Origin of the sequence: Erysipelatoclostridium sp. DFI.2.3, assembly GCF_019132535.1 — a bacterium.
In the GTDB taxonomy this organism is placed as follows: domain Bacteria; phylum Bacillota_I; class Bacilli_A; order Erysipelotrichales; family Erysipelotrichaceae; genus Clostridium_AQ; species Clostridium_AQ innocuum.
This window is the reverse complement of record NZ_JAHOOJ010000002.1, coordinates 159,486-185,698: the sequence shown is the minus strand read 5'-3', so window position 1 is coordinate 185,698 and position 26,213 is coordinate 159,486. Positions and strand designations below refer to the sequence as shown.

The 26,213-nt window shown below is 42.9% G+C and carries 21 protein-coding genes and 1 pseudogene; 3 read left to right on the top strand and 19 right to left on the bottom strand.

Annotated elements, in window-relative coordinates:
• Positions 1-10: 10 nt before the first annotated feature.
• The 12 genes and pseudogenes from KSZ58_RS02895 to KSZ58_RS02835 form a co-directional block, all read right to left on the bottom strand.
• Complete coding sequence (locus tag KSZ58_RS02895) at positions 11-2,620, bottom strand: glycoside hydrolase family 38 C-terminal domain-containing protein (RefSeq protein WP_009269934.1); 2,610 nt, start codon at positions 2,618-2,620, stop codon at positions 11-13.
• Positions 2,621-2,633: 13 nt separating this feature from the next.
• Positions 2,634-3,086 carry a PTS sugar transporter subunit IIA gene (locus KSZ58_RS02890; RefSeq protein WP_008816363.1) on the bottom strand — a complete coding sequence of 151 codons (453 nt, stop codon included), beginning with the start codon at positions 3,084-3,086 and terminating at the stop codon, positions 2,634-2,636.
• A 12-nt stretch (positions 3,087-3,098) separates the two neighbouring features.
• A complete protein-coding gene (locus KSZ58_RS02885; RefSeq protein WP_008816362.1) occupies positions 3,099-4,571 on the bottom strand; it encodes a PTS fructose transporter subunit IIC in 1,473 nt (490 codons plus the stop codon).
• Positions 4,572-5,024: 453 nt separating this feature from the next.
• Positions 5,025-7,049, bottom strand: a complete 2,025-nt coding sequence (gene ftsH / locus KSZ58_RS02880) for an ATP-dependent zinc metalloprotease FtsH (protein ID WP_008816361.1) — start codon at positions 7,047-7,049, stop codon at positions 5,025-5,027.
• Positions 7,050-7,069: 20 nt separating this feature from the next.
• Positions 7,070-7,609, bottom strand: coding sequence for a hypoxanthine phosphoribosyltransferase (hpt, locus tag KSZ58_RS02875; RefSeq protein WP_002606333.1), 540 nt, complete (start codon positions 7,607-7,609; stop codon positions 7,070-7,072).
• Positions 7,610-7,636: 27 nt separating this feature from the next.
• Positions 7,637-8,848 carry a tRNA lysidine(34) synthetase TilS gene (gene tilS, locus KSZ58_RS02870; protein WP_022300597.1) on the bottom strand — a complete coding sequence of 404 codons (1,212 nt, stop codon included), beginning with the start codon at positions 8,846-8,848 and terminating at the stop codon, positions 7,637-7,639.
• A 176-nt stretch (positions 8,849-9,024) separates the two neighbouring features.
• A complete protein-coding gene (locus KSZ58_RS02865; RefSeq protein WP_008816359.1) occupies positions 9,025-9,795 on the bottom strand; it encodes a PD-(D/E)XK nuclease domain-containing protein in 771 nt (256 codons plus the stop codon).
• A gap of 91 nt (positions 9,796-9,886) precedes the next feature.
• The gene (locus tag KSZ58_RS02860; protein WP_164468377.1) at positions 9,887-10,177 is read right to left on the bottom strand and encodes an AAA family ATPase; all 291 of its coding nucleotides are present in this window, start codon (positions 10,175-10,177) and stop codon (positions 9,887-9,889) included.
• 44 nt (positions 10,178-10,221) lie between these two features.
• Positions 10,222-10,782: pseudogene (locus KSZ58_RS02855) on the bottom strand (AAA family ATPase).
• Positions 10,783-11,052: 270 nt separating this feature from the next.
• Complete coding sequence (locus tag KSZ58_RS02845) at positions 11,053-11,442, bottom strand: hypothetical protein (protein ID WP_009588441.1); 390 nt, start codon at positions 11,440-11,442, stop codon at positions 11,053-11,055.
• A 365-nt stretch (positions 11,443-11,807) separates the two neighbouring features.
• The gene (locus KSZ58_RS02840) at positions 11,808-13,667 is read right to left on the bottom strand and encodes a SpoIIE family protein phosphatase (protein ID WP_224727289.1); all 1,860 of its coding nucleotides are present in this window, start codon (positions 13,665-13,667) and stop codon (positions 11,808-11,810) included.
• A 172-nt stretch (positions 13,668-13,839) separates the two neighbouring features.
• The gene (locus KSZ58_RS02835; protein WP_008816355.1) at positions 13,840-14,409 is read right to left on the bottom strand and encodes a hypothetical protein; all 570 of its coding nucleotides are present in this window, start codon (positions 14,407-14,409) and stop codon (positions 13,840-13,842) included.
• Positions 14,410-14,720: 311 nt separating this feature from the next.
• Here KSZ58_RS02835 and KSZ58_RS02830 point away from each other — a divergent pair, with 311 nt between their 5' ends.
• The gene (locus KSZ58_RS02830; protein ID WP_021421051.1) at positions 14,721-14,867 is read left to right on the top strand and encodes a hypothetical protein; all 147 of its coding nucleotides are present in this window, start codon (positions 14,721-14,723) and stop codon (positions 14,865-14,867) included.
• Between the two features lie 5 nt (positions 14,868-14,872).
• Here the strand turns inward: KSZ58_RS02830 and KSZ58_RS02825 are convergent, their stop codons facing one another.
• The 7 genes from KSZ58_RS02825 to KSZ58_RS02795 all read right to left on the bottom strand — a co-directional run bounded on the left by KSZ58_RS02825 (position 14,873) and on the right by KSZ58_RS02795 (position 22,426).
• Entirely contained in the window at positions 14,873-15,973 is a 1,101-nt protein-coding gene (locus KSZ58_RS02825) for an MraY family glycosyltransferase (protein WP_008816354.1), read from the bottom strand.
• Between the two features lie 22 nt (positions 15,974-15,995).
• A complete protein-coding gene (locus tag KSZ58_RS02820) occupies positions 15,996-16,982 on the bottom strand; it encodes a rod shape-determining protein (protein ID WP_002606344.1) in 987 nt (328 codons plus the stop codon).
• Positions 16,983-17,243: 261 nt separating this feature from the next.
• On the bottom strand, positions 17,244-17,867 hold the full coding sequence (locus KSZ58_RS02815) for a M23 family metallopeptidase (protein ID WP_002606345.1): 624 nt from the start codon (positions 17,865-17,867) through the stop codon (positions 17,244-17,246).
• A gap of 48 nt (positions 17,868-17,915) precedes the next feature.
• Positions 17,916-18,857 (bottom strand): stage II sporulation protein D, encoded by a 942-nt coding sequence (gene spoIID, locus KSZ58_RS02810; protein ID WP_002606346.1) that lies wholly within the window; start codon positions 18,855-18,857, stop codon positions 17,916-17,918.
• 43 nt (positions 18,858-18,900) lie between these two features.
• Positions 18,901-20,481 (bottom strand): response regulator, encoded by a 1,581-nt coding sequence (locus KSZ58_RS02805; protein ID WP_217752610.1) that lies wholly within the window; start codon positions 20,479-20,481, stop codon positions 18,901-18,903.
• 5 nt (positions 20,482-20,486) lie between these two features.
• The gene (locus KSZ58_RS02800) at positions 20,487-22,160 is read right to left on the bottom strand and encodes a sensor histidine kinase (protein ID WP_009269939.1); all 1,674 of its coding nucleotides are present in this window, start codon (positions 22,158-22,160) and stop codon (positions 20,487-20,489) included.
• Between the two features lie 62 nt (positions 22,161-22,222).
• Positions 22,223-22,426: a DUF1146 family protein gene (locus KSZ58_RS02795; protein WP_002606349.1), complete on the bottom strand. Its 204-nt coding sequence runs from the start codon at positions 22,424-22,426 to the stop codon at positions 22,223-22,225.
• A 697-nt stretch (positions 22,427-23,123) separates the two neighbouring features.
• Here KSZ58_RS02795 and KSZ58_RS02790 point away from each other — a divergent pair.
• Complete coding sequence (locus KSZ58_RS02790) at positions 23,124-24,098, top strand: helix-turn-helix transcriptional regulator (RefSeq protein WP_009269940.1); 975 nt, start codon at positions 23,124-23,126, stop codon at positions 24,096-24,098.
• Positions 24,099-24,453: 355 nt separating this feature from the next.
• Positions 24,454-25,968 carry an RNA-binding domain-containing protein gene (locus tag KSZ58_RS02785; RefSeq protein WP_002606351.1) on the top strand — a complete coding sequence of 505 codons (1,515 nt, stop codon included), beginning with the start codon at positions 24,454-24,456 and terminating at the stop codon, positions 25,966-25,968.
• Positions 25,969-26,213: the final 245 nt, after the last annotated feature.

Here is a 26,213-nt window from a genome sequence, read left to right as displayed (position 1 = left end):
GTATTATACTCTATTTCACGATGATTTTATAGGTTCTGATTTCCTCCGGCTGTATGTTTGACAGCGTCACAGGGTGTTGTTCAGCTTCACAGTCAGCGATCGGCTCATGCAGCATATTCGTCTGCTGTATGGTTTCTCCTGTATAACACAGTGAATCTTCCTTTACCATCTCATTGCGACTGTTATATACCCGCAGAATCGCCTGTTTATCATCCAGCGGATACAGGGAAGAAAATTGCAGGCAGTCACTTTTATCCATATTGAGAATAGCGCTATGCAGAGGTTTTACCGCATTCGGATACGGGTGAGTTACAAAGTATTTCTGTGTATTCACAAAGCGGTTGACCTCCTGCAGCTGATAAAACAGGACATCATTCGCATAGCGCAGCCATGTTTTCTGCACTTCCATAGCATCGTATCCATTCCGCAGGCACAGGGCAAAGGAGAAGCTCATGGTCTGCCGCAGCTCTGATTTCGGTGTCGGTATATATTTAAATTCATTTCCGCTCGCAATTCCAGGACGGCGGTTCAAATCCGGACGTCCAAGCAATGGTACGCTGCGAAACAGTGTCAGTGCGATATCGGTATGCTTCAGGATTTCATATTCCTTTATTCCCTTACAGAAACAAGTCAGCACCTGGTTTGTTCCATTCGATACATGGTGCAGCATCGGATAAATCGGCGTAGGCTCCTCACGATAGCCAGCCTCCTTCCAGTCCTCCATGTGCTTGGGATCATGTGCTCTTTGAATGGTACCGAACGGGGTGTCTGCAATACTGCAGGATGAGCTGCTTAAACCACGTAAAATCACACGCATGCGATGCTCCATCGCCGTGTTGTCAATGGTCATTTCACATTGTAATACATCTGAGGCCTGATGCAGCTGTATACAAAGCGTATATGCGATATCCTGACTGCATTTCCCATCAACACGCTCCTGCAAATTCTCGGGAAGCTGCCATGCTCCATGCAATACCAGCGTATCCGCAAGTGCTCCATGCTTCCATTCTGCCTGTGCATCCTGAAAGTGAAGCGTATAGATATGGTCATGCGCCGGCCAGGAGTAATCATAGGTATCTCCCTCATCTCCGCTGTCCTCTACATACAGGAAATCCTCAACAACTTTCCCGTTTGCTTTGTCCAGCAGTCGCAGACTGCCGTTTTCCATGGTAATCTTATAAAATGTATTTTCAAGAGCACTGCATTCCTGCAGCTGTTCCGTGTGCTCACATGCTTCCAGATGCAGTATACGCATACTCATTGGCTTCATCGTCATGGCAATACGGATATCACTCTGATAATAATACAAATCCTCATCGTATACAGACGGATCCCTGCGTATGCTTCCGCTGTATACACGCTGTGTCCCAAGACAGTCATAAACAACCTCACAGCCGGCTTCATCCACAATACGGAAGTGCCTTGCTTTCGTGGATACAGACACTTGGTATACATCATCTCTAGTATATGGCAGCGTATTATAGAACACCAGATCCTGTTCACGGATTCCCTCGATGGATTCACTCAGCTTGCGTACCTGATAATCCAAAAGCATCGAGCTCATCTGATCACAGTCCCTTAATCTTTGCAGGATGGCATCGTTGGTAGCATCACTGTTACAGCCGCAGGCACTGTCATGCGCATGGTTTAAAAGCACCTTCTTCCACAGCTTCCTCAGGAGTGAGGTTTTGGGTTTGATCCTCATCTGCATCTGCATAACCATAAATGGCTCCAGCTGATAAATCATGCGTCGTTCAATTATATCATTCAGCTGTTTATGATCATAGCGTGAGGAATAAATGGAGTGGTGAATCTTGGAAACGGAGGCATCAATAAACTCGCCCGTAATCTGCGGCAGTCCTTCCTCCTCTCGCAGCTCTTTAAAGAAGCTTTCCAAATCGCTTTCAAAATATTGAATATCATGTGTGGAGCGTTCGTTGTAATAGTTCAGACGCTCCTGCAGATTGAAATCCACATAACGCTGATCCCCTCCCAGAGGAAGCAGCTGATGGGTTGTGGAGGCACCGTTCAAAACACGGTTTTCCACCTTATCCACATCATCGGTGTAAATCAGATTTCCACCATAGAAGTATCCGTCCCGGATATGATAGCACAGCACTTCACTTCCATCAGTATTGTGCCAGTAAAATTCTCTTTGTTTACATACATCATTGGGAACTCCTCTCCAGAACAGAGCTTCGCGAATATCAAAGCCGTTATACAGCTTGGGCATATCCTTGCTTTGTCCAAAGGAATCCGGCAGATAACCGATCATCATACAGTTACCCAGTTCTCTTGCATAGCTTATCCCATACCACAGATTTCTCGCAAGGCTTTCTCCACTGATGATCAGTTCATCGCTCTGGGTATACCAGGGTCCGATCATCAGCTTTCCTTCTTCTACCAGCTTGCGTATCACAGGCTCTTTTTCAGGCATCATATGCAGATATTCCTCCAGAATACTCACCTGAGAATCCAGTAAATAGGTCTTCAGTGTTCCGCTTTCCAGTGCGGAAATCACCTCATCCATGTGATAAATCAGCTGTATGATGGATTCACTTGCGGTAAAATACCATTCATAATCCCAATGTGTATGAGAATACACATGCATTTTCTTCATAGCTATCTATCGCTTACAGCTCCACTGCAGCGATCACCTCATACAGCGCATCAACATCAGTTCCGGTTTTCAGTGCCGTTCGGAATTCCTCACTGATCATTTTGCGTGCCAGCTTGCTCAGGATACGCAGATGCACATCACCGCCATCCTCTGGAATCGTAAGCCCCAGTGCCACCTGTACAGGCTCACCATCCAGCGCATTCCATGCAATCGGGTGTTCAAATTTCACAAGGAAGATTCCCGGCTTTATGCAGGTCGCATGCTTGCTGTGCGGTATAGCGATCCCATCCTGAAAGCCGGTTGTCGCCTCTTTTTCACGCTCACACATACCTTCAAAATAAGCATTCTCATCCTTTACATAGCCTGCTTCATATGCTGCGTGTGCAATCACATGAAAGGCTTCCTTTTGTGTTTTCGCTTCTGTATCAAACTGAATATGATGCCTGTCAAATACACTCTTATCCATAACTGCCTCCTGTTACTCGTTTTCTTCTACAACCGGTTTTCGCCAGAAGCCGATAATCAATGCCGTTACCACAATCCCTGCAAGTACACAGAGAATCCAGGTGATAAAGGGTATCGGCTGTTCGATATATCCGATAAAGGTTCCCAGCGGTGATCCGATACCGCCATAAAATTTACAGCCTGTCAAAGCTACCAGACCTCCTGCCAGTGCAGAGCCTGCCACACTTGCGGTAATCATCTGTAGCGGATTGGCTGCAGCGAAGGGAATCGCCCCTTCTGTTACACCGACCATTCCCATGCCGAAGGCGCTTGTCGCAGAAATCTTTTCAGTTTTTGAGAATTTGTTTTTGAAAATCACAGATGCTAGCCAGATACCAAGCGGCGCAACGGAAATCGCTGCCTGTGTGGCACTCTGCGGCACGAAGTTGGCACCCTGTACACCGTATTTGGTCATTGTATCCGTAAATACAGCTGTTCCGAAAATCAATGCCGTCTTATTTACCGGACCGCCGAAGTCAAAGCCGACCATTGCCCCAATGATCGCCCCGATAATAAATGGAGCTGCCGCATATTGTTCATTCAGTGTTGTCAGTCCGCTGTATAATGCATCCATTGCGAATGCAATCGGCTGACCGATCAAAAACAGAACGATAATCATAATCACCAGAGTGGATACGAACGGAATAATCATAATACCGGTAAGTGGCTGCACGATTTTCGGCCAGGGAATACGCTTCATCCCCTTTACAAAATATCCTACGATGAATGCAACCAGAATCGCAGACAGGAAACCACCGCCTGTCTGTGTTCCCAGAAATTCAGGATCGTTGGCAATATAGGCACCGATCATAGCCGGAGCGATTGCCGGTTTGTCTGCGATGGATTTCGCAACAAAGCCTGCGAACAGTGGAATCATCAGCTTGAAGCCTGTCTGTCCCACCATGAACAGCTTCTGCATAAAGTAGCCCATCGCTGTTTTGTTATCAAAGCCCCAGTTTACAATTCTACCCAGATCGTCCTTCTGAAATGCAAATACATTCGCAATCGCCAGCAGTAAACCTGCGGCAATACACATCGGGACCATGTAGGAAATACCGCTCATAATGTGTTTGATAATCGGATTTTCCGTTTTCCCCAGTGTGATGTTTCCCGCCTTGCTTCCTTTTTCGCCATACAGCGTTGCCTCGTTTAATGCACGTTCAATCAATGCGTTGGCATCCTTGATTGCATCCACGCTTCTTACCTTCATGACACGTTTTCCAGCAAAGCGGGCACAATCAATATCAATATCAGCTGCCACGATGACAACGTCTGCCTGTTTGATTTCCTGTTCACTCAGAACGTTTTCCGCTCCAATGGACCCCTGTGTTTCTACACGTACAGAATCCCCACGTTTCTTCCCTGCCTGCTCCAGAGATTCCGCAGCCATGTACGTATGTGCAATACCTGCTGCACATGCTGTAATTGCTACAATATGCTTACTCATAAGTTTTCCTCCTATCAAGTTCTCGTATAGTATATCCTGTACCTTTTTTAATGTAAACACTTACAGTCCATTCAGGGTGCAGTATCCTTTTTTCTTAAACTGATGAAACTAATTTCACTGTAAACGGTTGTATTTTGTGATTTTTCATGTAAAATATCAGATAATTTGCTCAATAGAATAATTTTATGAAATTTTTGTCCATTTATTTCTACTATATGAATTTTCATTTTAATAAGTAAGGGCTATGCATACAGCCTAAAGCATAGTCTGTTTCATCATTCACCATAATGTTGACGATACCGATTTTCATGCCTGCTATTTCGGGTATATCTAATTGATTGCGGGGATAAAGTTCCCCTTTCCATTCATTGGATTACCATATAATGCTAAATATAGCTTTGATTCATTGAAAAAAGTCATGGAACGTTTACCCGCTCGCATGACTCTGTTTTACTATTCCTTATGTTCGTCGTAATCGTTTTTAGTCAGCTCTTTTAAGGCTGCATCAAAATCAATATCCGGCTCCTTTGAATCCTGTACGTCTTCGTGCACTTCCTCAGCAGTATCTTCCTGTGTAATGCCTGCCTCCAGATCCTTCAGCTTCTGCTCGGCCGCTTTGGCTTTTGCTTCCGCTGCACGTACTTCATCCTCAGGAGAAATCAGCTTACCATAATTCATCAGATTGTAAATCTGTTCGCTGGTGATGGTTTCTTCCTCAATCAGCGTTTCTGCAATCAATGTCAGCAAATCCTTGTTATCCTCAATAATCTGTTTTGCACGATCGTAGCATTCATTGATAATCTTACGGATTTCCTTGTCGATTTCATATGCAATCTCACCGGAATAATTGCTTCCGCTGCCATAATCTCTGCCCAGGAATACATTTCCGGTACCATCATCATACTGAATCGGTCCCAGAGAGGACATACCCCAGCTTCGAACCATAGCCTTTGCAATTTTTGTAGCCTTCTGAATATCATTGCTTGCTCCGGCAGATACTTCATCAAACATAACCTCTTCAGCAACACGTCCACCCATTAAGCCGGTGATCTGTGCCATGAAGTCTGCCTTTGTCGGCATCATTTTTTCTTCCTTCGGTGTCATCAGGTTATAGCCGCCTGCTTCACCACGCGGAATAATCGTAACCTTTTCCACCTTGTCTGCGTCATCCAGCTTCAAGCCGATAACAGCGTGCCCTGCCTCATGGAAGGCTACCAGGCGTTTTTCTCTGTCTGTATATTTCTTGGATTTCTTGGCAGGCCCCATCATAACACGGTCAATAGCCTCGTCAAGATCCTCCATTGTAATTACCTTACGTTTATCACGTACAGCTAATATAGCACCCTCATTCAACACGTTTTCCAAATCGGCACCTGAGAAGCCCGGTGTCCGCTTTGCCAGACCCTCCAGATTTGCATTCGGCGCCAGCTTTTTGTTTCTTGCGTGTACCTTCAAAATTTCATAGCGTCCACGCTTATCCGGCAGGTTCACTGTAATCTGGCGATCAAATCGTCCGCTTCGCAGCAACGCAGGGTCCAAAACATCCGGACGGTTGGTAGCCGCAATGATTACAATACCCTTATTCTCACCCATACCATCCATTTCAACAAGCAGCTGGTTCAGGGTTTGTTCACGCTCATCGTTTCCACCGCCCATACCGGCTCCACGCTGTCTTCCGACGGCGTCAATCTCATCAATAAAGACGATACACGGTGCAGTCTGCTGTGCTTTTTTAAACATGTCACGGACACGGCTCGCACCGGTACCGACAAACATTTCAACGAAATCAGAACCGGAAATAGAGAAGAACGGTACATCTGCCTCTCCTGCTACTGCCTTGGCAAGCAGCGTCTTACCGGTACCTGGAGGACCTACCATCAGCATGCCCTTCGGAATACGGGCACCCATATCTGTGAACCGCTTTGGATCCTTCAGATAGTCGATGATTTCCTTAACCTCTTCTTTTTCCTCATCACAGCCCGCAACATCCTTGAAGCGAACCTTGATATTTCCTTCGATCTTTGCACGGGATTTACTGAATTCAAATGCCTTATTGTTTCCTCCCGCGTTCATTTTAGAGAACATGAAGAACGCCACACCTGCAATCAGCAGGAACGGGAACACATTCATCAGGAATTTCATTAACAGGCTTTCCCTGTTTGGATCGCTTACTGTTAAATTGGTACTCTTGCTTTTTTTGAATACGTCTGTCAGATAGGAAACATTCTTTTCCGTATTTGGCACACGAACGGTGAAGTTTACATCTTTGCCTTTCTCACTATACGACCCTTTTACATCAATAACGGTAGTTCCCATTGACATTTCCGCTTTGGTGAATGTCATGGTATTTGCCTTTGTCATAAATTCGTTATAGTTAAAGTTTTTTGTATTACCCTCTGATCCATAGGAAATCAGAAGCAGCATAATACCAAGGACTAAGATATAAGGTAGAAAGCTTATAAACTTTTTATTGTTCATTCAATCGTCCTCCTAACGTTTTATTTGTATACTTCAGGTTTCAGTACTCCTATATAAGGCAGATTGCGGTAATGCTGGTCATAATCAAGACCGAAGCCCACAACAAATTCGTTGGGAATCTCAAAACCTACATAATCTGCAGTTATATCTACAACACGACGATCCGGTTTATCTAACAGAGAAACGACTTTTACATCGCTTGCCCCTTTGTTTTTCAACAGACGTGTCACTTCCTTCAGCGTGCGTCCGGTATCAACGATATCCTCCACAAGCAGAATCGGTACGCCCTTTACTGAACAGTCCAGATCCTTGACAATTTTAATATCTCCGATGGACTCTGTTCCTTCATAGCTTGATACATCCATGAAGTCAAACTGGATATCCAAATCTATATGCTTAATCAGCTCTGCAAGAAAAGGAACACTTCCCTTCAGTAAGGCTACCAGCAGCGGTGCCTTCCCTGTTTTGCGGTAATCATCACTGATTTGTTTTCCTAATTCCATACTTCTTTTTACGATGTCTTCCTCGGACACCAATACTTTTTCAACTACGTCGTGCATGCAAAATCCTCCTAATACAGCTATCTACTATTTTAACACAAATAGCGTAGGATTGTTAGAAAAATGTGCAATATCACAGCCAATTTTAGGCACCAGAATCACATTTCCCGCAGCATTCACAACAACCGGCCATAATTTGCGTTCCTTTTTGGGAATTTTGCGGTCTATGAACCAGCGGTTCAGCTTTTTTACGCCGAATCGAAGCTGTATGGCGTCCTGCGGCTGTGCATTTCTTATGGTTATCGGCCAGTCTGTTGCCTGCAGAGTAACCGCCTCAACCCCTGTTCCGTGAGGAGCTGTTTCAAAGTACGGGGTTTTCTCAAATACTGCATGATCGTATACATAGGAATAGCTGATTTCCTCACTGGTATCAATTACCAGCTTTCCGTATTCACTGTATATATCATACCCGCCGGCGATATCGCGTGTCCAATAGTTTGCATTGTTCATAATCAGCTCCCGCAGCACCTGAATTTCATGCATGGACAGATAACAGCTGCATGTATCATGAATCCAGGTGATCAGCACCTGTTCCAGAAAATAGCTGTCCAGTACCCGCAGTTTTTTCAGACTTCCGTCCCAGCTGTTTAAAAACGCACGGCAATCCGCACGCAGCTGCTGCATGCGCATGTTTTCCCGGGAAATGGTTTCCATCAGCGCTTCTTTTTCCTTTTCCGACATTCTATCCACAATCTCATGCCGGATTCTGTTTCTTGCATAGTGATCCGTAAGGTTGCTTTCGTCAATTCCAAAAGGCACGGCATTCTCTCTACAGTATGCTTCCAGTTCCCGTTTGCTATACGCCATTAGCGGACGGATGATGGTACAGCCCATGATGCATGCTTCCTCCTGTATACCGAGATATTCCTTCATACTGCCGCGCTCTTTTGCCATGAGATAGGTTTCCAGATGGTCATCCAAATGATGTGCCAGCAATACGGCAGCCGCCTGATACTTCTGTAAAAGCTCGCGATACATACGATAGCGCTCTTCTCTGGCAAACGCCTGAAAGTTGCCCACACAGGGCTTTGTCTGCAGTCTCGCTTCAAAGGGAATATGAAAACGTGCACAATAGCTGCGCACCAGTTCCATATCCCGATCCGCCGTATCACGCTTCTTATAATTCATATGCGCGACTACCAGCTGGAATCCTTCTTTTCTGCACATATCCAGCAATGCCATAGAGTCCGGGCCTCCGCTGACACCGATGATATAGGTTCCTTTTTCCAGTTTCTTCATTTGTTTCATGCGGCTATTATACGGTAAATACGATCATTAGGCAATATGAAAAATAAATAGCCACGTGAATTTATCATATCACTGGTAGAAAACGAACACGTTGTCTATGAAAAAACAGATGAGGGATATTCATCATCCAACACCTGCTTTTATATCCTGAAATCTCAGACAGACTGCTATTCTGCTTTTACAATCAGACAGGATTTCTTACAAAAGACGATTCCGTATGCGACGATATCTGTATAGCCTTTCTTATACAGACCTTCCAGATACTTCCTATCTTTTATCTGCCGGCATGCCTGTTCTGCGGCTATTTCCATATGTTCCATATTTTTTACCACCTTTACTTCAAACAACAGGCCTCTTTCTTTGGCATATGCCGGAAGAACAGCAAGATCAAACCTGCCTTCTCCTGATTCCTGATTAGACACTACCTGATAGTCATTTAACATGCCTATTAAAACACCATGATAGAACCTTTCATTGTAATCAAAATAGCTGATTGACTGAAATAAAACATCGTTCAGTACTTTATTAGCCGCTTTCACATCTTCTACCATCAGCGCTTCTGCAAATTTTATACTGTTTTGCATTACCTGCTGTTCAAACCATTCACGGAAGATCATCGTATAAATCCGATTGATTTCCTTGTTTGGAATCATCAACTGGTAGATTCCCTTCTCTTGATCCGTGCATTGAACAGCTTTCAGATAACCGGTAAACAGTAAAAAGCTGTAAATATTATTAACTTGATCCAATTCCCTATACGTTATATTATCCTTGATTGTTTTTTCAATAACTCCGCCTGATGCCAGTATATCGAATTCTTCTCTCATTTTAGAGCTTGCTTCTTTTACGTAGCGATAGATAATATCATTTCCACTCGTATTCGCCCAAAAAGACTCCGGTGTTTGTTTATCCGTTTTCATCAATTTATCAAGATACATCAAAACACTCCACGGGTTAGACTCTGTCCGCTAGTAGCGTAAATTTCACAGTTTCCAAACTGATAGCCATCGCGCCATGGGCGGGCAGCGCCTACCATTCCTTCACCTGCCCCTGATATTCATTTGCCTGATAATCAAGCAACAAGGAATCGATTTCATTCTGCGTGAAGCCAAATCGCTGTTTGGAGGTTTCATCAAAAATAGAAAGTACCTTAAAATTATTCAGTCCGGTAAAAAGGCTAAAGCCTGCCTGTGGTGTCGATTCTTTCGCAATCCTTAAACAGCCTGTCAGTATCCCTTTCTCTAAGGCATTGTTTGTTTTTAAAGCAGCACTGAATACATTTCCAAGGAAAGCAACCATATCATCATAATAACCGTTCAAATAGGCATTCTGTAAAGGGACATCACGCCATGGGCGGGCAGCGCCTATTCATCGATGAGTATGATTACCTGCTTTTGATAATGTTGTTCCAGACATCCCGAAATGAATCTTAAAGCATTTTGCAGCTCCACTTCATTTTGTGCACCATGGTATAAACTTTTCATTCGCTCCTTGTCAAATTCATTGATCCGCTCACTTGTTAGCAATTCATGATTATTTCTAATGATTTCCTGCATCAGATAGGAAAACATTGTCAGTTGTTTTTCAAAGGTATTATTTTTCATATCTTTTAAAGTAAGAAAAATAACCGGATACTGATTCTGTAGTTTCATAACCTGCGCATCTTTTGTGATATCCAATCCCTCAAACAGATAAGCGCTTTCCTTTTGTTTGATCGAAAAGAAATAATACAGCACGCCTGGGCGGGCAGCGCCTACTCATATTCAAGGTTTTTCCCGCTACTAGCGCGCCTCTTGTCGGATACCAAAGGTATCGACACTATTTCGGTGAAATCGCCTCGGTCTTGTATATAACGCGACTTTTTCATTGCATACATCTTTGATAAAGTTTGTTTTATCGACATAATAATATTGATGATCAATCATTTCTTTGAAATTTTCTATACCGATTGGCAAAGCTTTCATATTATCAGCTCCTGTCTGCATAGCTTTATTATATCATACTCTTTCTACATTATATCATGCAGGTGGGTATGAATTTCATGTATGATGAAGCCTAATACAAATTCCCTTACAACAAAGCAAAGAAGTAGATATGAAATTCAGATAGAATCAAATTCTGCATGATTTGCGTTTAGAATAGCTAAGAAAAGGAATGCCCTATTATAAGCACTCCCATACTAATTCTTTATCACGCTATGCCATGGTCACCTCAGTTATTTCGATATGGTAAGTTCCCTTATTCTGCTTCACAGCAAGTGTCATATGCTCCAGATAATGAAATATAACATCTCCATCAGGATCGTCATAGTGTACTGTGGTTATCAGCAACAAGGTATTTTCATCCTGTATCGTCAGGTTACTATCTATATTGGCGATTCCAATGTGTTTGGTATCATTCGCCAGCACGGTATTCTCCTTCATGATGGATGTAAAAACGGTGACTTCATTCTCACGATCAAGTGTTCCATCTGCGTTTATGACACAATTTCCTTCATAAGCAACACTGTATCCCTCACTCACCGGCTGCGTTAGCGAAAATGACAGTATCTGTTTATCTAATAATGCTTTCGTATGGGACTCCATTACGACAGGTTGTTGCGTTACTTCTATTTTTAGTTTCTCACCTGCACTAGAGCATCCGCATAAGCAGACCATACATATCACAGAAACCCATATTCGGAATTTTAAGTGTTTTTCTTTGTCTTCAAGCATCTTCATGCTCCTGTGCTTCAAAGCGTGAAGGTTATGTATAACCATTACTACCAACCCCTATCGTTCCTCTTACACCTATATACTATCATATAAATTTTAAAGGAAACAGGCTGGTAATATAACATTTTCGTTGTTATGATTACTTTATACAGTATTCTATAAATACAGCACTGAGCTTTAATTATCGCAAACGTAATTTCACGGAGTTTCTAATATCTTTAAGCTGGCACAGTTTCCTATACCTCATCCACTCTGGCCAGTACAATCGTAGAATCGTCCTTACGTCTTGTCTTTTTTAACAGCTCCGTAAAGCTTTCCACATCCGCCTTCACACTTGTCTGTGTCCTCTGATTGAGCCATTTATAAATCTCATTCATATATATGCCATCGGATATCATAAGGTATTCATCCCCTGCCTTTACATCAACCTGGAAGCAGTCCGGCTGCATCTGACTGATGATTCCCACAGGCAACGCACTGCCGTTAATTTCATATATCTGATCATCCCGCAGCAGAAATGTCGGACAGGCTGCGGATTTTGATATGTAGGCAACCCCCTGTGAACGGTTAAAGCAGATGACATCCAGCGTTGCATAGGTATCGCTTTGAATCAGCTTGTTTATACATTTGATGGCGCTGTCCTGTGGAATTCCACTGACCATCATACGTTGGAAAATATTCGTAATCAGGCGTGAGCTTTGGGCAGCACGCTCACCGTTTCCCATACCATCCGAAATCATGCACACCACACTCTGACGAAATCTGAAGATGGAAAAGGTGTCCCCGCTGGAGGTGTAGGAGTTTTTTACACTGTCCGCATAGGCATCAATGGCAAAGGGAATATCATCACAGACGGTGATGGAATGATAGCCGCGCATGAATTTTCGATTGCGAATGTCCGCGATCTGCAGATTGCGGTGAAGCAGGACTTCAAGCAGCGGAAGCAGCGTGGTTCGTATTTCTCCGCGTTTGATATTTGCTATTTCCACACAAACCTGTATACAGCCCTCCTTCGGTTCTTCAATACTCAGCTCACGCACATCATATTGATAGCCTTCCAGCGCCTTGGCGACACGTACCGTATCCTTTTCGTAGCCGTCTATTTTTCGTATGGCGTCTGCATTATATTGCAAAGCGTTGGACATATTGGCAAGCAGTTCAGCCTGCACATCACTGATCTGTGCATAATATTCCGACAGGGATTGAAAGATATTGGCATAATTCTGCATCTGCCGCTTTAGCATACTCGTCTGAGAAAGCCGGTACTCCTGTTCATTTTGAAGCTCCGTACTCATATGCAGGGAAGCTGCATTCGCCGGTACAAGCAGAACACCGCTCATACACAGCAGCAGATATATCAAATCCTCTGTATTATCCGGATACAGGAAGCATGCCCCCAGCAACAGCAGCATGGCACTCTTGCGATCCTTTTTCAAAACACTTAAAAGAACCGTAAGGACAAGTGCCGGCAGCACACGGATATCCAGCAGGAAATATATCATCAGCGCCACAGTCACTGTGATCCATGCATTGCTTGATAAAGCAATCAGCAGCATGGTAATCATAATGACCTCCTGTGCATATACTGGTAACAGCTCCACCCCCAATAAGCCGATGGTAAACAGCAGGATCCCCCGCATGCAGGCATTATGCAGCATCCCCTTCTGAATCCACTGATAATCCGCAAACAGCTCCTGCATCAACACAAAGCTCAGTACCGGCAGAATCACAGCCGTATTGTGCAGTCCATACTGCTGGACACTGAACGCCGCACTTAACAGTGCTGTCAGATACGGCATCCACTGGTATAAATTCTGATTCATCACCTTAACCATATGAATAATCACAAAGTAACAGGCAAAGCCAAGCGCATAGCTGTACGCCGGCAGAATTCCTCTGGTTAACGAGCACAGAAGAATAAAAAATACGCTGATCATCGCTTCCCGGATCGTACGCATATAGGAATAGGATACATACAGAAATGCAAGTGTATAACTAAGCGGAGAAGCCAGTGTACCAAGAATTATTGAAATTCCGGCACAGGCCAAATCCTCCGCATGAATGGAAAATTTCCCCTTCAGTCTCTTGTTCATCACCTTTTCCAAACAAAACCACCTCTTTCATGCGTTATTGTAGAAGACATTTCGCATGGATTCTGTCATATTTTGTCTGTTCTGCAAATTTGCCTGCTTTTCCACAACATTCTTCATCATCCTGACATTCCCTAGCTCTTCAAATTGCATTTCCCCGTCAAACAAGCGCCTTGCATTAGTCCAGACAGTTTTTCACACGGTCCTTTATTTCACGGAACAGCTCACTGTCACGCCTTAAATGTGCTTTGACATCAATAATTCTGGCAGTATTGATCCATTTTGCATCATTGATGAACAAAACCGATTCCTTATTCATTCCCTTGATTTTCCCCAGGCGCATCAAATGACGCTTCCCTTTCGGATTCTCCTTGCTGTAGGCCTGCAGATAAGCCGTATGATTCCCGCTCATCGGCACAACGAATGCCTTGTTATGAAAAATTGTTATAATCAGACCAAAATGCTGATAACCAATTTCTGAAATATATGCTTCACCAAAATCTATGTAACAGATATCACCAACACGGATATCCACACCAAGCTCACCACAGCTTCCCGCATGACGGCGTTCTCTCAGATTCTGTTCCGACACCAGCCGCGGTATCGCCTCCTTCACACTCAAAGATGCATAATCCATGCTCTTCTCCTCGATGTAGCATTCCCACAGATCCTTCCAATACGCCTTCTCTCCAAGGGAACCCTCCTTCTGATCCTCATCGACCATTTCGTATAATTTTTTAACTTCCATTTTTCTCACCTCACTATATACATACGATAGAAAAAGGGCCAATTCCTAAAAAATCCTGAAATTGCGGATATTTTTTTTACTAAAATCCACAAAGTCTTCATAATTAGGGAAAATGCCGTAAATGTCCCATAAAAACAATTCTTACAATATGGAGTCATTCACAGCAGCATTCCTACAGCTGTTTCCTGTTAGAAGAAAGGAAAATGTAAAAATAATACAAAATATACCCCCCTCTGTAATGGCTTTGCCTATAGTAAAAACAACAGCCATGTCTGACATCGCAGCTATGAAATCGGTGTTGCTTTAACGCTATGGCAAACAAAGATATGATTTTCATCACACGAGAATCAAATACAAAATGTAAAAAAGAGAATCCAAGCACTGCAATCATGGTTGCAGCTCTGAATTCTCATATTTTTTATTTTCATCCTGAATGCCAAGGATTTCTACAGCATTAGATTTGCTATTTTTCCTGTTTCGTATCCGGACTTTTCTTTGAAAATTTCCGATACAGCTTTCTGGCACGCTTCTGAATGGTATTTGCTATCGACAGCAACGGGTGATACTGCTTGGATATCATCCCGGAAAACTCGATAAACAGCTCAACAACCAGTGCGATGATAAACAAAACAAGAAATCCTGTCGCTTTATTTATCAGATAGATGTACGCTGTAAAGCCGAACAGCGCAGTCACCACATACAAAATAATGACCGTATTGCGATGTCCGAACCGCTGCATCAGCAGATGGTGCAGATGGTTCTTGTCGGCTTCCGAAAATTTATGCCCACTCAGCTTTCTTCTCAAAATTGCCCCAATGGTATCCACAATGGGAACCGCCAGCAGCAGAATCGGAAGTGCCAGTGTCATAATCGTGGAGCTCTTGAAGCCCAGCAATGAGATAGCGGATATAATAAAGCCCAGAAACAAGGCTCCGCAGTCCCCCATGAAAATACTTGCCGGATGTGAATTATACAGCAGAAACCCCATGGTTGCCCCTGCCAGAATCAAAGACATCGTCTGGATATCCAGACGTCCCTCGATCACGGAAAGACATGCAATGACAACCAGAATAATCGCAGAGATTCCCCCTGCCAGACCATCCAGTCCGTCAATCAGGTTCACCGCATTGGTGATACCGATAATCCACACAAAGGTTACAATAAAGGATACCAGTCCCATATCGATGGAAATTCCCATCGGCAGACGGATCACATCGAGTGAAACCTTTCCCACTGTCATTAAAACGATGGCGGCAGCAACTTCAAATGCAAGCTTATACTTCGGTTTCAGATTGACCATATCATCGATCAGACCGCCTATGAACATGATTGTCCCACCAATCAGAATACCGTTGATGGTCATATCCGTCTTCATAAAAACCGCCATGCACACGACAAAGGATATATAAATGGCTACACCGCCAATACGTGCAATTTTTCCCTTATGTACGGTTCGCTCATTCACCTGTGCATAAATATCCAGCCGGTAGGCGACGATTTTCAGAAAAGGAGTAATCAGTGCGGATAAGGCCAATGGAATAATCAGATATTTCAGCCAATCCATATAGATACCTCGCTTTTATTTTCTATTGTACAAGATGCAGATTCTCGAGCAGAATTCCCGTACCTTCGGCCACACAGCGAAGTGCATTCTCCGCAACATATACCGGAATGTGCAGTTCATTACGCAGCAGCTCGTCAATACCGTGCAGCAGCGCACCGCCACCGGTCAGTACGATACCTCTTGTCACAATATCACTTGCTAGCTCGGGAGGTGTCTGTTCCAGAACCGTTTTGCAGGCACGAACAACATCCTGCAGACTTTCCGCCATACTGCCCTGAATTTCCTCACTGGACAGGGTAATGGTTGTCGGCAGACCGGTTACCAGGTCACGTCCACTTACTTCAATCGTTTCATGCATGCTGCCCTTCCATGCAGTTCCGATCTGTTTCTTCACTTCCTCTGCTGTACGATCACCAATCAGCAGCTTTTTATTTTCTTTAACAAATTTGATAATATCACGATCCAGCGTATCCCCTGCAATCTTCAGGGAGGTACTGCTTACGATTTCACCTAAAGAAATCACCGCAACGTCAGTCGTACCACCACCGATATCCAGAACCATGCATCCGCTTGGCTTTCCGATATCCAGTCCGGCACCGACAGCAGCCACCTTCGGCTCCTCCTCGATATACACTTTTTTCGCACCTGCACGATAAGCCGCATCACGAATGGCATTTCTTTCCACACTGGTGATGTTGCTTGGACAGCAGATCAGAATGGTAGGACGCTTAAACATCCCCTTGATAGCCAGCTTCTTGAAAAAGAAGTTCAGCATGATTTCCGTTACCTCGAAATCCGCAATAACCCCATCCTTCAGAGGACGGATTGCCAGTACTCTGCCCGGTGTTCTTCCAAGCATGTCCTTCGCATCCTGCCCGGCAGCCAGACATTTCTTTGTTTCTGCATCTATCGCAACTACACTAGGCTCGTCAATTACGATGCCTTCACCTTTTACATACATCAGTAAGTTTGCTGTTCCTAAGTCGATTCCTACTTCTTTTGAAAACATAGTCCTTCATTCCTTTCGTGCGTTCATATTTCTTCCATAAGAATTTGATCCGCATTTTTTACAGTTGTCCGCACAGATTCTGAAATAGATAAGAAATATCCGTTTCCAAACATACCATGCGCTATTTATACTCAATTTCAAGCAATTACCATTATAACACAAAATCCGAAATGTAAAAGTGTTAATATGCCTTTCCTTTTCTTAAAATTCCGTAATATGTATGGATGGGCTTTCACATATGAAAATAGTACCGCAAGGGTACTATTTGATCTCAGCGTTCGTTTTGCCGTACATCAGCTCCGGATCTATAATCTTGCCGTTTTTCTCTACGACGATATGCAGATGATTGCCCAGCTCCTTGTTGTAAATATTGCTTCCGGCCTTTGCAATGGGATCCTTCTGATTGACCTTATCGCCCTTTTTCACAGTGATATCGGACAGGCTCTGATAGGTTATGCTCAGATCCTTGCTGGTGATTGTAACACTTTTGCCGAAGATATTATCTTCCTTCACATCACTCACCTCGCCGCTGAAGCTTGCCAGAACATCGAAAGCCTCTTTGTTGAAGGAATAGTCCATGCCCTGATTGGCTCGGTAGACGCCTTCAAACTTTGTCATACTGTCAACCTTGCTGTCCTTTCCATCAAAATAATCAAGAACGACCTCTGCCTTGACCGCAAACGGCTGGATGCCTTTTTCTTCCTCAGCTGAGCTGGGAAGCGAGAGCACCGGCGTGGTGTCTTCCTTAAACACGGAAGTGTCCTTTGCAGGATTCTTCATGGAATATTCATAAGTCAGAAAGGCAGCTGCGGCAATCAGCAGGCAGCTTAAGGAAACAATCAGTCTGCGTTTTGGAAATTTCTTTTCCTTTGTATAGCTATACATTTCATCACCTCTAGTGATGATTATGCCCGCCCCTTTTTTCTTTATACATCATTCTTTTACAATCTGTACGCCGGTATAATAATGCTTCAGTATTTCCTTGTAATTCTTTTTCTCCAGCGCCATTCCCTGCGCCCCGTACTGACTCATGCCGAGACCATGACCAAAGCCTCTGGTTGTTACCGCATAACCGCCGCTTGTTTTCTTTATGGAAAAGCAGGAGGAGCGAAGATTCAGCTTTTCACGAATCTCTCTGCCACTGAAGACAATGCGGTCAATCGTTATGGATTTTACATAGCCGGAAGCGTAATGGGAAGGCTTACCCACTTCCTTCACCGGATTCTCAAAGCCGAGCATCGTATGAAAATCCTCCTCTGAAATAACAGCTGTTTTTTCATAGCCGTCTTCCTCTTTATCCCAATGTGAATCCACACTGCGCAGATACGGCGTCCTGCTGTCCCAGTATTCCTCACTGTTGGCTGTTTTCCCACATGATCCACTGAAAAACACAGCAGAAATCGGTTCACCCTGATAAGTCATGATTTCCCCTTCTGTCTCCTGCAGCGCCTTCACAACCCTGGCATGCATCTTATCATACGAACTCCCCCAGATCTGACGCATCTGCTTATCGTCGTGATAAACCTGCGTCCGTGTGGTATCATCCACCTCAAATCCGCGCTTCGTCACAAAGGTCCTGGCAGCTACACATTGAGCCTTCAGCGCCTCCATCTCAAAGGAAGCCGGCATCTCCGAGCCGATCACTCCCTCCAGATATGTTTCCAGCGGCAGCTTCAGACTGGTTCCGTCCTGTCTTGTAATATGTACGGTCTGTTCTTTGTCCTTTGCTTTTTCCTTATCCTTCTTTTCCTGCTCCTGCACCGATTCCTTACCCGTATTCCATAAAATCGGTGAGGATGTGCCCATATTCAGCCAGAGAAAAAAAGAGACAAGAATTATGGAGAGTACAAGGAGAAACTTCACAGCTATCTTCAAAAAAATCACACCCTCTCTACACTGTATGAAAGGGTGTGTGCACTTATTCCTCGGTATCCGGATGCAGCTTCTTTTTAAACTCACTTGGCGATACATTATAGTATTTCTTGAATACCTTGTTGAAATAGAGCTGGTCATCCATACCGACCGCCGCTGCGACATCCTTGATCATGCTGGACTCCCCGCGCAGCAGCTCCATCGCTTTTTTCATTTTCTTCTCATTGATATAGTAATTCAGATTCACGCCGGTTTCATTTTTAAACAAGCGGCTCAAAGAGCTTTCATTCATACCGATGCTGTCTGCGATTTCCTTTAGTGTCAGCTTGCGGTTCAGGTTTGCATCAATATATTCCATAACCTCCAGAATTTTGCGGCGATAGCGTCTGTTTGATTGATCCTTCATCCATGCCTCAATCTGATCAAACGAGGAGGAGACAATTTCCTCCAGCTTGTCTGCTGTTTCACACAGTCGCAGCTTTGCTGTTATCGTATCAAACGGAAAGGTCTGCCGAATCCCCCGTGCCATTTCATTTCCCTCTATATTATGGAAAATGAAGATGAAATACTCCAGTACCGCATGCGGATCAATTTCATGAAATTTCATATACTCCAGAGTTTCCTTCAGCTTGTGCTGTACCGTATTAAAATCCTTAGCGGCAACCGCGTCCAGCAGCTCCAGATGAAAGGTCACCTCATTCATATCCAGCTCCTGAAACGCGTCATGCTCCTCGCTTTGAATCAGACATCCCTCACCCACATAAAACCTTCGCTCATGTGATTTCAGAAGCAGCTCGAACTGATCGTAAAATTCATCCAGTGATGCAATGATATCCGACAATGTAATGGACAGATGTATATCCAGATACTGTGTGATATTTCGAATGATGCTGTTGCATATATTCAGAATACGAAGCTTTTCTCTGCTTTCAAACATCAGGATGCCGGAATGGTTGCTCATAAAAATCAGGTGATGATGCACGGCAAGCGGCATGGATTCCCGTATTAAATCCTGCAGATGCTTATGCAGTGCCGCATGGTCCTTCAGCTTGGTTCGATACAGATGATTGATGTTATCCACGCGAAAATATGCCATCTGAAATCCCTTTTGATAGGGCTCAAACACCGGCTGTGACAGTGCTTCCTGAAATTCCTTACGGCTCAGAATATGCTCGTTCTTGGTAAGAATCAGACATTGCTGCAGCTCCTTTAACGCAGATTCATATTCCACATGGTCATTCAAACTGCTTTCCACACAGGATTCCTTCACCTGCGTGATAATGCGTTCCAGCTCCTTCTTTTCCAGCGTAACCTTTAAAAGATAATCAAACGCACCGGCCTTCATGGCATCCCGCACATATTCAAAATCGGAATAATTGCTGAGTGCAATCACCTGTGTGTTTTTATTGACCTCCTTGATTTTGGATATCAGATCAATTCCATCCATACCCGGCATTTTCAAATCCGTAATAACGATTTCCGGCTGAATATCCGTGAAAATGTGAAATGCTTCCTCCCCATCCTTTGCTGTAGCGATTACCTCACAGTCAAGTGCCTTCCAATCAATCATGTTTTTTAATGTGATCCGGATTAAGCGCTCATCATCTGCTATCAGTACCTTGTACATGAGGCCTACCTCCCCTCTGTTTTTTTAAACGGCAGCAGCAGTGTCACAATCGTACCGGTGCCTACCACGCTTTGTATATCCATCGAATAGTCTTCTCCATACATGAGACGAATACGCTCCTGAATATTTCCAATGCCGATACCACTCAGCTTCTTATTGCGGTTTTCCTGCATATCCAAAGCGAAGCCCTTGCCGTTGTCACCAATCTCTATTTTCAGATATTTTCCCTCCGCCTTGGCGCGAATTGTCAGAATCTGATGCTCCCTGTCCTCCTCAAAGGCATGAAGAATGCTGTTCTCTGCAATCGGCTGCAGCAGAAATTTCAAAATAGCACAGCTGCGCACGTTATCATCTATATTATATACGGTTTCAAACACATCACCATAGCGAAGCTTCTGAATGATGATATAATTTTTCAGATTTTCGATTTCCTCTTCCACCGTAACAACTTCCTTGCTGTCCACAATGGTGTTGCGCAGCAGTCTGGCAAGGGCGGTGATTCCCTCACTGACCGGCTTATCCTCATTCAGGATGGCAAGGTAATGCAGTGTGTTCAGGGTATTGAACAGGAAATGCGGGTTGATCTGTGCCTGCAGCAGCTGAAACTGGGTTTCTCTTTTCTGTTCCTGCTCCTGGTGCACAGTATGCAGCAGCTCCTGTACCCGATCCAGCAGGTCATTGAAGTTGATACTCAGTTCATGAATTTCATCACGACCATCATCCTCCACACGATTCATTGCCAGATTATTCTCATCCAGTGTCCGCATGGAATACAGAATGTTATGAACCGGGTCATAGATGCTGTGATATACGAAGTAGGCAATGGCAGCCAGAAGGACAAAGAAGACGATTCCATATGCCACCAGCATATTGCGGAAATTATGGATTTCCTCCAGCACATAGTTTTCATCATTCAGATAAACCACATACCAGGGCGTTCCCTCAATTTTTTTATCAGACATATAATAGGAATGCTGATCGATCTCTACGGTGGATGCCTGTAAATCAATGATTTCCTTTATATCATCCGGATTGCTTCCAAACAGAACCTGTCCGTTTGCATCAACGACAAGCATATGGCCTCCTGCCTGCGTGGATTGTGAGAGGGATGCGTTGAAGGCTTCCTGCGCAAAGCTGCAAAATACATAACCCAGCGGCTGATCATACAGATCCCGAATTTCCCTTGTCAGCATAATCATCTGCGCTTCGTTATCATATAGCCAGTAGCCGCCCTGCTTCTGTGCCTGAATTTCTGCTTTATATGCTTTTAAATCTACGGGAAAGAGGGTTCCCTCCTCATAGAGCAGCTTCCCTGTTTCATCATACAGCTGCAGCCCCTTTCTGCCGGCAAGCAGGTCATTGTCGTGCAGATTATGAGAGAAGGCACGCCGCATTGCGGTATCTGCAGGATAGTATAAATAATTCCGCAAGTAGGTGGACGCCGCAAGATTATCGATTTGTTCATTTAATGCATTCGCATTCAAATGGAAGATTTCCTCGGACATGGTCACCATCTGTGCAGACGCCTGTTCATTTTTATCCCGTATAACAGTTGTGCTAAAGGAATAATAGATAAGAAAAAACACAATCATCAGACAAAGCGGTACAAAGATAAAGGCCAGCGTCAGTCTTGTTTTAATATCCGTTCTGCGCAGCAGATTTCTGTTTCCTCTCAGCATAACAACCAGCACCTTTCATCATGTATCAGCTGTAGGTCCTTTCCTATCTATAAATAAAGCCTCTACAGTCCGTTGTATACGGAAATAGCAAGCAAAAACTGCGCTACCAGATATCCCAGACCCAGAGACAGCAGCAACAGCAGCAGACGCACCTGACCAGGCTTTCTCACATTTGTAAAGGTTTCAAAACGTACACAGCTCAATGCCCAGAAGCTCAGTGTAAAGGATAGTACATGAACAGCCAGATTCATTAGAAAATATTGCATATATAACCTCCATAAGTTTATTATACCTGTTTCCACATTTATAAAAGCGTGCCTGACATCCATGAGATGGCGGTCGCAGTACGCGTTTACATAGCAAGTGCTTATCCATATATCCTACAGACAATACCGGTGCAGGCTTCTCACTCCTGTTTTTTTATCCCGGATTTTTCACAGATGATTACTATTACAAGCTGTAATACTGCAATCATACAAATGCTGTGAATACGAGGGCTTCGCTTACTCAAGCCGCGCCGTCTTTAGCACCTGGTTCAAATACTCCATCCATTTGTAAAGGGAAGGATAGAAAAGAAAAGACATAAGCCGTCTTGGAAATGCTTGCTGCTCATCTGTATAATTCGCCTATTTCATTCTGGTTACATTATACCATAAGATGAAATGCTCCGGCAGTTTTTCCTTATAAAATATAAGACAAGCTCCTGTCAGTTTTCAGATGATATTGTAATGTGCTATACCTGTAGGGATAAGCGTGAAAGAATAAACGAAAGGTATGAAATAATCTAATTTTCATAAAACTTTATGTTCGCGAATGGTAGAGAAATCTATGGCATATCGTTGGAAAGGCTGCCCATAGAAAGCTGCATTTTCACAGAAAATTTGTGTAATTCGCAAGTCATGTCAAGTATTTCCTATATCTTTCCCTTATAATAGAAGCAGTATATAAATGAGGTGAAGCAAAATGTATGAGTGGCAGAAGCAGATTCAGATTATTGTCGATGAAATTGACAGCTGCATAAAAAGCTATCAGGATGAAGCACTGACACTGCGAACCCTTTCACAAAAGCTGGGCTATTCTGAATATTATACAACGAGAAAGTTCAAGGAGATATCCGGTATGAAGCTTCGGGAATATCTCCGACAGCGAAAGCTGGCCTTCGCCCTGAAGGAAATCCGTGACAGTGAGAAAAGCATATTGAAGATTGCTCTTGATTATGGCTTTTCTTCTCATGAGGCGTTTACCAGAGCATTTAAAGCTGCATACGGAAGGACACCGAGTGCGTACCGGAAACAGCCCAGTCCTGTTGTTCTACGTACCAAAATCAATCCGTTTGACCGCTATCTTCTAGGTCTGGATGAGCTTGGAGAAATAAATTCAGCGAAAGCTGTAAAGACCTACTTCGTGACCATTCCCGCACATAAGTTCCTGTTTATCGAAAACCGGGAGAGTAACGGCTACTGGGATTTCTGGCAGAAGCAGAATCAGATTCCCGGCCAGGATATGGATACGGTTTGCGGACTACTGGACAGCATCAAAGGAAAGCTCGATGATAGTGGCGGGAGTGACATCAACAGCGGAGGCGGTCAGATTATGGCCTATCGCAATGATCGAAACGGCAGATTGTGTGACTGGGGATACCTGCGGACAGAGTGTTATGGTGTCCGTCTTCCTGTTCATTATACCGGAGATGTTCCACATGATATGCAGCTGCTTGATATTGCGGAAGCAGAGTATCTTGTATTTGAACACGGACCATTTGATTATGAGCAGGAGAATCGAAGTGTTGAGCATAGGATGGAGGATGCAATGACTGCATTTGATTTTACAAATACCGGCTACTGCTTTGATGATACCCCCGGCAGAATGCTGTACTTTTACTTTCAGCCGGAGCGCTGCTGGAAGTATATATGTCCGGTGAAAAAAAGGATGCAATAAACTGTGCTGTTATTTTACTTTTTCTGAAAGCTTAGAACATTTCTTATTTTGTTTAAATCAGTTAGCAGTTTTTATTCTCCTGCTGCAAATATAAAATATCTTTATTCTTTTGATAGTATACAAACAGAACCACATTTTATTTCATCATAAAACAAAAATGCTCTACTGTTCCTATTGCCATACGCTGATTCGGAAGCCTTAATAAAAAGTTATGAGAAGTGCTCTCTCCTTTTTATAGGCTGGTATGCGATAGGAGTTTTTGGCCTATGCTATACGCAAGCAGAATTCTTTTATTTCCTTTCCACATTAGAAAAGGTATAATAAATATGAAAATCATTTAAAGGTGGGTGAAAAAATGCTTTCAGAGAAAGAATTATTAAATATATTAGATAATAAAGAAAAAGTAAATGTTGAATTTAAAGAAGCTAAAAGAGGAGTACCTAAAAGTATATATGAAACTTATTCTTCTTTTGCCAATACCAATGGCGGCTTGATTATTTTAGGAGTAAAAGAAATAAAAACAGGCACAGCTGTAAATTATGAAATTAGTGGAGTAGAAAATGCAAATTCTATTATTTCTGACTTTTGGAATACGATAAATTCCGGTAAAGTAAATAGAAACATTTTAAAGGATGCAGACGTTTATTCATTAACAGTCCAGGGCTTAGAGCTTGTTATTCTGCATATACCAAGAGCCTTGTACAATCAGAAACCTATCTATATCGGCAGTAATCCTTATGCCGGTACGTTTAAAAGAAATTTTGAAGGAGATTATAGATGTACGAAGGAATCTGTAAATTCAATGATACGTGACTCTTTTCAGAACGCTGGCGATAATGAGATTCTCGAATGGTTAAATATTGGCGATCTTGATAAAAACACAATTGCAGTATACAGGACACGATTTAGAAATAATAATGAAGGGCATATTTATGAAGAATTATCAGATAAAGACTTTCTAACAAAGATGGGTGCATACCGCTTTGATAAGAAAAGAAATATTGAGGGAGTTACATCTGCAGGTGTTTTGATGTTTGGGAAAACTGAAACATTTAACGAAATTTATCATAATGTCAATCTGGATTATAGAGATGAAACCAATTTGTTTGGTGATATGCGTTGGAGTGATCGAATAATAGAAAATGGTTTATGGGAGAAAAATTTATATAATTTCATTACAAAAGTGTATCCTAAACTTATTTCTGAATTCCCTGTACCATTTCAAATGAAAGATTCATTGCAAAGAAATGATGAAACAAAATTGCAGGTAGCTGCTAGAGAAGCATTAGTTAATTCAGTTATACATGCTGATTTTAAGGAAGAAAGCTGCTCAATATTGGTTATTAAAAAAGACAATTACATTTCTTATTCTAATCCAGGGTTACTAAGAATTCCTATTGAACAGATTTATCAAGGTGGAGTATCTGTTCCTAGAAATATCACATTACAAAAACTTTTCAGGTTTATTGGATTTGGAGAAAGTGCAGGATCTGGATATGACAAAATATTAGCTCCCTCCAGAGCTGAAGGCTTTCAAGTGCCTGAGTTGTATGAAAATCAAGACATGAGAATTACGAATCTTAAGTTATGGATTGTAAAGAAAGAGCATGGGGCATTAAGTGGGGCATTAAGTGGGGCATTAAGTGGGGCATTAGAAAAGCCAAATCATATATTAAATGAAAAAGAACAGATTGTTTTAAATGTTATAAGAGAATTTCCTAATCTAAATAGAAAGAAAATCTTTGAAAAAACAAAGATTCCTCTAACTAGCTTGGATCGGTATTTAGATAAACTAATAGCTTTAGATTTAATTCAGAAGAAAGGTTCACGTAAGACAGTCAGTTATAATGTCAAAAATACTGATATATAATAAAGCTTCATACATATCATGGAATCGATTCTTTGATTTATAACTGTGTAATGGACTCAACATACTATGAAACATGTAACTGATGATAACTGCGGACATCATGAAGAACAGACAGGAATTGATCCTAAAGGAAGGTATCTATAAGAAATTTAAATTCATGATAATCATGCACTGTTAAAGATTTCCAGTATAGAAAAAGGAGTGAAAGATCTATAAATCTTCACTCCTTTGTTTTACCTATATCT

Coding starts and splice junctions, on each gene's coding strand:
- KSZ58_RS02895 (WP_009269934.1), bottom strand. CDS start 2,620: ATGAAGAAAATGCATGTGTATTCTCATACACATTGGGATTATGAATGG.
- KSZ58_RS02890 (WP_008816363.1), bottom strand. CDS start 3,086: ATGGATAAGAGTGTATTTGACAGGCATCATATTCAGTTTGATACAGAA.
- KSZ58_RS02885 (WP_008816362.1), bottom strand. CDS start 4,571: ATGAGTAAGCATATTGTAGCAATTACAGCATGTGCAGCAGGTATTGCA.
- ftsH (WP_008816361.1), bottom strand. CDS start 7,049: ATGAACAATAAAAAGTTTATAAGCTTTCTACCTTATATCTTAGTCCTT.
- hpt (WP_002606333.1), bottom strand. CDS start 7,609: ATGCACGACGTAGTTGAAAAAGTATTGGTGTCCGAGGAAGACATCGTA.
- tilS (WP_022300597.1), bottom strand. CDS start 8,848: ATGAAGAAACTGGAAAAAGGAACCTATATCATCGGTGTCAGCGGAGGC.
- KSZ58_RS02865 (WP_008816359.1), bottom strand. CDS start 9,795: ATGTATCTTGATAAATTGATGAAAACGGATAAACAAACACCGGAGTCT.
- KSZ58_RS02845 (WP_009588441.1), bottom strand. CDS start 11,442: ATGGAGTCCCATACGAAAGCATTATTAGATAAACAGATACTGTCATTT.
- KSZ58_RS02835 (WP_008816355.1), bottom strand. CDS start 14,409: ATGGAAGTTAAAAAATTATACGAAATGGTCGATGAGGATCAGAAGGAG.
- KSZ58_RS02830 (WP_021421051.1), top strand. CDS start 14,721: ATGGCAAACAAAGATATGATTTTCATCACACGAGAATCAAATACAAAA.
- KSZ58_RS02825 (WP_008816354.1), bottom strand. CDS start 15,973: ATGGATTGGCTGAAATATCTGATTATTCCATTGGCCTTATCCGCACTG.
- KSZ58_RS02820 (WP_002606344.1), bottom strand. CDS start 16,982: ATGTTTTCAAAAGAAGTAGGAATCGACTTAGGAACAGCAAACTTACTG.
- KSZ58_RS02815 (WP_002606345.1), bottom strand. CDS start 17,867: ATGTATAGCTATACAAAGGAAAAGAAATTTCCAAAACGCAGACTGATT.
- KSZ58_RS02805 (WP_217752610.1), bottom strand. CDS start 20,481: ATGTACAAGGTACTGATAGCAGATGATGAGCGCTTAATCCGGATCACA.
- KSZ58_RS02800 (WP_009269939.1), bottom strand. CDS start 22,160: ATGCTGAGAGGAAACAGAAATCTGCTGCGCAGAACGGATATTAAAACA.
- KSZ58_RS02795 (WP_002606349.1), bottom strand. CDS start 22,426: ATGCAATATTTTCTAATGAATCTGGCTGTTCATGTACTATCCTTTACA.
- KSZ58_RS02790 (WP_009269940.1), top strand. CDS start 23,124: ATGTATGAGTGGCAGAAGCAGATTCAGATTATTGTCGATGAAATTGAC.
- KSZ58_RS02785 (WP_002606351.1), top strand. CDS start 24,454: ATGCTTTCAGAGAAAGAATTATTAAATATATTAGATAATAAAGAAAAA.